General features: G+C 78.0%; 8 protein-coding genes and 1 tRNA gene. 1 reads left to right on the top strand and 8 read right to left on the bottom strand.

Annotated elements, in window-relative coordinates; all coding sequences use genetic code 11:
* Nucleotides 1-39: 39 nt before the first annotated feature.
* The 7 genes from ACI6QG_RS17715 to ACI6QG_RS17685 form a co-directional block, all read right to left on the bottom strand.
* Nucleotides 40-1,233: a CpaE/TadZ family protein gene (locus tag ACI6QG_RS17715; RefSeq protein ID WP_407025917.1), complete on the bottom strand. Its 1,194-nt coding sequence runs from the start codon at nt 1,231-1,233 to the stop codon at nt 40-42.
* Nucleotides 1,230-1,508 (bottom strand): hypothetical protein, encoded by a 279-nt coding sequence (locus tag ACI6QG_RS17710; RefSeq protein WP_407025916.1) that lies wholly within the window; start codon nt 1,506-1,508, stop codon nt 1,230-1,232. Before ACI6QG_RS17710 ends, ACI6QG_RS17715 begins: the two co-directional genes overlap by 4 nt.
* An 11-nt stretch (nt 1,509-1,519) precedes the next feature.
* Nucleotides 1,520-2,959 (bottom strand): type II and III secretion system protein family protein, encoded by a 1,440-nt coding sequence (locus ACI6QG_RS17705; RefSeq protein WP_407025915.1) that lies wholly within the window; start codon nt 2,957-2,959, stop codon nt 1,520-1,522.
* Nucleotides 2,959-3,804: a Flp pilus assembly protein CpaB gene (gene cpaB, locus ACI6QG_RS17700; RefSeq protein WP_407025914.1), complete on the bottom strand. Its 846-nt coding sequence runs from the start codon at nt 3,802-3,804 to the stop codon at nt 2,959-2,961. The genes ACI6QG_RS17705 and cpaB overlap by 1 nt, the downstream gene beginning before the upstream one ends.
* Complete coding sequence (locus ACI6QG_RS17695) at nt 3,804-4,316, bottom strand: prepilin peptidase (RefSeq protein WP_407025913.1); 513 nt, start codon at nt 4,314-4,316, stop codon at nt 3,804-3,806. The genes cpaB and ACI6QG_RS17695 overlap by 1 nt, the downstream gene beginning before the upstream one ends.
* A 62-nt stretch (nt 4,317-4,378) precedes the next feature.
* Complete coding sequence (locus tag ACI6QG_RS17690; RefSeq protein WP_407025912.1) at nt 4,379-4,558, bottom strand: Flp family type IVb pilin; 180 nt, start codon at nt 4,556-4,558, stop codon at nt 4,379-4,381.
* 144 nt (nt 4,559-4,702) lie between these two features.
* Nucleotides 4,703-4,777: transfer RNA gene (locus ACI6QG_RS17685), tRNA-Val, on the bottom strand.
* A 51-nt stretch (nt 4,778-4,828) separates the two neighbouring features.
* Between ACI6QG_RS17685 and ACI6QG_RS17680 the strand changes: the two genes are divergently transcribed.
* Nucleotides 4,829-5,014, top strand: coding sequence for a hypothetical protein (locus tag ACI6QG_RS17680; protein ID WP_407025911.1), 186 nt, complete (start codon nt 4,829-4,831; stop codon nt 5,012-5,014).
* A 57-nt stretch (nt 5,015-5,071) separates the two neighbouring features.
* Here ACI6QG_RS17680 and ACI6QG_RS17675 read toward each other — a convergent pair whose 3' ends face one another.
* Nucleotides 5,072-6,259, bottom strand: a complete 1,188-nt coding sequence (locus tag ACI6QG_RS17675; RefSeq protein WP_407025910.1) for a multidrug effflux MFS transporter — start codon at nt 6,257-6,259, stop codon at nt 5,072-5,074.
* Nucleotides 6,260-6,280: the final 21 nt, after the last annotated feature.

The raw sequence follows: 6,280 nt of genomic DNA, 5'->3' as shown, positions 1-6,280 counted from the left end.
CGGGCGGGGCGACCCGGCGGCCGAAGGCGGGCGGCGCGCTCATCGGCCGAACCAGCGGCCCAGCAGGCCACGGCCGGCCGGCGCCTCCGGCACGCCGGCCGCCAGCGCCGCCAGCCGGGCGATGCCGCGCGCGAAGGCGCCGCCGGCGGCCAGCGGCGGCTCGCCCATCACGGCGGCGGCGGCCACGGCGGGCGTCTCGGGCAGCAGGAGGTCGGGCGCCATGCCCAGCGCCTCCGCCACGCGCGCGGGCGGCAGGGCGCCGCGCCGGTCGGCGCGGTTGAGCACCAGCAGCGGGCGGTGGCCGCCGGCCTGCTGCGGATGCGCCTGGAGCATGCGCAGCGCGTCGCGCAGCCCGGCCAGGCTGGGCGGGGCGACGATGACGCGCTGGTGGGCCAGCGCCGCCAGCGCCCGCGCCAAGGGGCCGGCGTGGAACGGCGCGTCCGCCACCACGAAGGAGTAGCGGCGGCGCAGCGCGGCCATCAGGTGCTCCGCCGCGCCGTCGCGCCAGGGCGGGGTGGCGTCCAGCGGCTCCTCCGCCGCCAGCAGGTGCAGGCGCTCCGTCACCGGCTGGGCGGTGCGCTCCAGCCACAGCTCGTCCACGCGCTCCGGCGCCTCCATGGCGGCGCGCAGCCCGGGGGCGGCGGACAGGCCCAGCAGCAGCGGCACGGTGCCGCGCTGCATCTCCGCGTCCAGCAGCATGGTGTGGCGGAAGGCGCGCCCCGCGAGGTGGGAAGCCAGCGCCACCGCGACGGTGGAGGCGCCCGCGCCGCCCGCCGCCCCGGTGACGGCGATCAGGCGGCCGCCGCGCGCGCGGCCCGCCGCCTCGGCCCGCGGCGCCACCAGCGGGCCGAAGGTTTCCGCCACCATGGCGGGCGTGACCGGGGCGTAGAGGTATTCCAGCACGCCCAGCCCGCGCGTCAGGTGCCGGTAGAAGCCCAGGTCGGGCCGGTCGCCCATCACCAGCACGCGCACGTCGGGCTCCACCACCGCCGCCAGGTCCTCCAGGCGCGCCAGGGGCTGCGGGTCGCCGGAGGCGTCCACCACCAGCACCTGCGGCGTCGGGTGGCCGCGCAGGTGCGCGATGGCGCCTTCCAGGTCGCCGCGCAGGAACTCGCTGCCCGGCGGGGCCGCGGCGGCCAGCCCGGCGCGCAGCGTGTCCAGCGTCGCGGGGTCGCGCGCGAAGCACAGCAGGGGGCGGCGGTCGGGCCGCACGGCGTCGGCCACCTCGCTCATGGGGCGCCTCCCCCGCTGGTGCCGATGCGCACCACGGCGTTGTCCGGCAGCGGGCGGACGCGGTCGGCGCGCAGCCGGGCCACAGCTTCCGCGGCCTGCTGGCCGTCGGCGCCCACGGCGCCGGTGCCGCGCACCAGCTCGCGCGGCTCGGCGACCATCACCAGCAGGTTGGCGGTGTTGGCGCCGCCGGGGCGCCACTGCCCCTCGCGCCAGGGGCCCAGCGCATCGCAGCCGCCCAGCAGCGCGGGCAGCAGCAGCAGGGTGCGCACGCGCATCGCAGCCCCCCTCATTGCATCACGAAGCCGGCGCGGCCCGGCGCCTGCGGCCCGGGGGCGCGCTGGCGCGCCAGCTGCCGCCCTTCCGCCACGCGCTCGGCCTCGCTGGCCGGGCGGAAGCGGTCGGTGGGGGCGCGCAGCGCGCCGGGGTCACTGACGGGCGAGACGACGTAGGGCGTGATGATGATGACCAGCTCCGTCTCGTTGCGCTGGTAGCGGCTGGAGCGGAACAGCGCGCCCAGCAGCGGCACCTCGCCCACCAGCGGCACCGCGCGCGCGAGGCTGCGCGAGCTGTCCTGCAGCAGCCCGGCGATGGCGAAGCTCTGGCCCGAGCCCAGCTCCACGGTGGTTTCCGCCCGGCGCACCGTCAGCGCGGGGATCTGGATGGAGCCGTTGCCCGCCCCCAGCCGCACCGCCCCCTGGTCGGACAACTCGCTCACCTCCGGGCGGACGCGCAGGCTGATGCGGCCCTGGCTCATCACCGTGGGCACGAAGGCGAGCGACACGCCGAACTGGCGGAACTGGATGCTCACCACGTTGTCGCGCAGCGCCACCGGGATGGGGAACTCGCCGCCCGCGAGGAAGGAGGCGGTCTGCCCGCTGATGGCGGTGAGGTTGGGCTCCGCCAGCACGGTGATCAGGCGGTCCTGCGCCAGGGCGTCGATGAAGGCGTTGACGTCGGTGCCGCCGCTGACGAAGCCCAGGCCGAGGCGGGAGGACGGGTTCAGCACGTCCGCCAGGGTGTTCGGCGTCATCAGCGAGGCGCTGAAGCGGCCCAGCGTGCCGATGCTCTGCCAGTCCACGCCCAGCTGGCGCGTCACCTCGCGCGAGACCTCGGCGATGCGCACGCGCAGGTTCACCTGCACCTGGCCCAGCACGGTCAGGCGGTTGTCCACCACTTGGTTCTCGGCGACGAAGCCCTGGGCGATGGTGGCGGCGCGCTGGGCGTCGTCGGCCGTCGCGGCCTCGCCGGTCAGGGCGATGCCGTTGGGCCGGGGCTCGGCGCGGATGCGGCTGCCGGGCAGGATGCGCGCGATCGCCGCCTGCGCCTCGGTGGCGCCGTAGGCGGAGGGGCGCACCGTCACCTCATATTGCGCGATGGGCGCGCCGGCGGCGTCCAGCGCCGCGATGGTGGTGCGCCCGGGCGCCACGCCGAACACGAACAGGCTGGTCGGGCTGGCCGGGCGCACCTCGATGACGCGTGGGTCGGCGGCGAAGACGGAGGCGACGGAGCGGCCGAGCTGAAGGATGCGGCCGCTGCCGGCCTCCAGGCCCAGGGCGGCGCCGGCGCGCAGCGCGACGCTGTTCTGCTCCGTCGCGCGGCGCACGGAGGGCACGGCGACGGCGGGCTGCAGCAGCACGGGCTGGCTGCCCGGCAGGGGCGGGAGTTCCGCCAACTGCGCGTGCGCAGCCAGCGGCAGGGCGGCCAGGACGGCCAGGATGGCGCGCATCAGAAGCGGAACTCCTCGCGGCGGGTGGCTCCCAGGAACACCTGCACGGGGCGCTGGGGCGCCCCCTCCTCCCGGCCCAGGCGCAGGCCGGGCGAGACGTCGCCGCCCCAGGTGCCGCCCGGCGGCGGCAGGGCGGCCGCGGGCCCCTCGATGGCGGCGCGCACGACCAGGGAAAGGCGGCCCAGCCGCCCGGCGACGGCCAGGCGCTCGGCCTCCGGCGGCGTCACCTCCAGCGTGATGAGGCGGACGGGGCGGTTGCCGGGGTCCGGCGCCTCGGCCACCGCGCCCTGCACCAGCCCCTGGTCCACGGCGATGACGCGCAGGTCGCGCAGCGCCGTCTCGCCCAGCACGCGGCGGTGGGCGGGGGTGCCGTCCTCCTGCAGCTGCTGGGTGAGGATGACGTCCACCCGGTCGCCCGGCCAGATCAGGTTGGCCGCGCCCTGCGCCGCGTCCACCTGCACGGCGATGGCGCGGCGGTCGGGCGCCAGCACGGCGGCCAGGAAGCCGCGGTCGCCCGGCGGCAGCAGGTCGCCCGCGCGCAGCGCCTCGCCCGCCGCGACGGGGCGGCGGACCATGGCGCCCAGCTGGGCGGCGCGCAGCGCCGGCGTGTCGGGCAGGGCGTCGCCGGGATGCTCCGTGCCCGGCGCGGCGGCGGCGAGATCCTCGGGGCGCAGCAGGCTGCCGGCGCGCAGCGGCCGCGCGGCGGCCAGCACCGCCGGGCGCGGCGCCTCGGCCACCACGGCTTCCGGCGGCGGGGCGTCGCGCCCTGGCAGCAGCATGGCGGCGCCGAGGCCCAGCACGCCGAGCATGGACAGGCCGAGCAGGCCCAGGAGGAGGAGGCGCATCAGGGCAGGACTCCCGGCGTGGCGAGGGAGAGGGCGGCGCCGCCGGCGATGGCGAGGCCGTAGGGAAGCGGGCCGCCGCGGCGCAGCCGCCGCGCCTCGGCGCGCAGGACGCGGCGCAGTCGGCCGGCGGCGCGGCCGGCGGGCGGCAGGGCGGCCCCCGGCCGGCGCGCCAGCAGGTAGGGCAGCGCCAGCAGCCCGCCCAGCACGGCGGTGCCCAGCAGCAGCGCCGGCACGCCCTGCCAGCCGGCGAGCAGCGCCGCCCCGGCGAGCAGCTTGACGTCGCCGCCGCCCATCAGCCCGCGGCGCCAGGCGCCGGCGGCCAGCGCCAGCAGGAGGAGCGCGGCGAGCAGGGCGAGCGCGGCCGCGCCGGCGCCGCCCTGGAGGGCCTGCAGCCCCGCCCCCGCGGCGGCCAGGGTGGCGGGGGCGCGGTCAGGGATCAGGCGCGCCGCGAGGTCGGCCCAGCAGGCCAGGGCGAGCGCCACGCAGGCGGCGAGGACGAGCAGGTGGTGCAACGGGGTCACCTTCTGTGAGCCGCGGGCCATGGGGCGGGGCCTGTCCTGGCCCCGCCGCGCCGTCACACGGAGGGCAGCGCGTTCACGATGGTCTGGAACACGCCGCTCAGCCGCGGGCCCAGCAGGGCCAGCACGCCGGCGATGGCCACCGCCGTGAAGGCGGCGATCAGCGCGTATTCCAGGGCGGTGACGCCCCGCCTGTCGCGGCCCAGGGCCAGCGTCGTGGTCAGGATGCGGTTCATGCGCGGTTTCTCCTCCGAACTCGGCCCGGGTTTCGGGCCTGCGCAGAGGCAGGTGTAGCGGCGCGCAGCTTTCCAAATCGCGAACGCGGCAGGCGTCACCGCACCGGGCGGAGCCGGCGCGAACACGATGGCATGGAATGGAAATGGTGGGCGATACTGGGATTGAACCAGTGACCCCTACCGTGTCAAGGTAGTGCTCTCCCGCTGAGCTAATCGCCCGGGAGAGCGCCGTTTAGCCGCATCGCCCGCACCGCGCAAGACAGGGCCGCCATGACCGAGACCATCGCCCGCGGCCTGGCGCGCAGCCTGGACCGCGCCACCTACGAGGGCTACCGCCTGGGCTTCGAGGCCGCGCGCGAGGAGGCCGCCCTGCTGGCCGAGCGCGCCGGCGCCGCCGCGCTGGCCGCGCGCCTGCGCGCGATGCAGCCCCTGCCCGAGCGCGGCGCGGCGCAGTGACGCTGGAAGGCATGCGCGAATGCCCGCATTGCGCCGAGCCGACGATGGCCACGCGCCTCAGCGACGGGCGGGTGGTGTGCTCGTGCCCCGCGATGCGGCCACTAGGGCCCAGCGGGCCAGCAGCGCCGCCCCCGCCGCCGCGGCGATGACCAGCCCCATCGGCCGCGCCGTGCCGTCGTGCAGCGCCGCCAGCGCGCCCCCGGCCAGCGCCCCCAGCGCGAATTGCAGCGCCCCCAGCAGCGCCGAGGCGGTGCCGGCCAGCGCCGGGAAGGGCTGCATGCACAGCACCCCCGCCGTCGGCAGCACCAGCCCCATCAGCGCCACGTAGAGCCAGATCGCGCCGTAGAGCCACGGCAGCGGCGCGCCCGACAGCCCCAGGATGGCCAGCCCCGTCAGCGCCAGCGCCAGCAGCGCGCGGGACAGCAGCCCTTCCCGCCCCCAGGCCTCCGCCAGCCGCCCCGCCAGCTGCGAGGCAGCGATGATGCCGAAGGCGGCGCCGCCGAACAGCCAGCCGTAGCGGTCCGGCGCCACGCCGTGCAGCTCGATGAAGACGTGCGGCGAGGCGGCGATGTAGGCGAACATCCCCGCGATGGCGAGCGCGCCTGGCAGCGCCGCGCGCAGGAAGCGCGCATCGGCCAGCAGCCGCGCCGCGCCGCGCAGCGCCGCCCGCACCCCGCCGCGCTGGCGCCGCCCGGGCGGCAGCGACTCCGGCAGGAACAGCGCGCACAGCACCAGCGCCAGCAGGCCCACCGCCGCCAGCACCCAGAAGATGGCGCGCCAGCCCAGCGCCCCCGCCACCCAGCCGCCCAGCAGCGGCGCCAGGATGGGGGCAGCGCCCATCACCAGCATCAGCCGCGCCATCATCCGCACCGGGTCGGTGCGGTCGGCGAGGTCGCGCACCACGGCGCGGGCGATCACCATGCCGGCGCAGCCGGCCAGCGCCTGCAGCAGCCGCAGCCCCACCAGCGCCGGCATCCCGGTGGCCAGGGCGCAGCCGGCCGAGGCCAGCACGTAGACCGCCAGCCCGGCGAACAGCGGCCGGCGCCGGCCGAAGCGGTCGCTCAGCGGGCCGTGCAGCAGCTGGCCCGCCGCCATGCCGGCGAAATACGCCGCCAGCGTGGCCTGCGCCGCCCGGGTGCCGCCGCCCAGCTCCTCGCCGATGGCGGGCAGGGCGGGCAGGTACATGTCGATGGACAGCGGCGCGAAGGCCGAGAGCAGCCCCAGCACCAGGATCACGCGCAGCATGGCCGGCATGCTGCGCCCGCG

It is taken from the genome of Sabulicella flocculans, from assembly GCF_045449635.1.
In the GTDB taxonomy this organism is placed as follows: domain Bacteria; phylum Pseudomonadota; class Alphaproteobacteria; order Acetobacterales; family Acetobacteraceae; genus Roseococcus.
The sequence above is the reverse complement of the archived record's forward strand: the minus strand, read 5'-3'. Positions and strand labels throughout refer to the sequence as shown.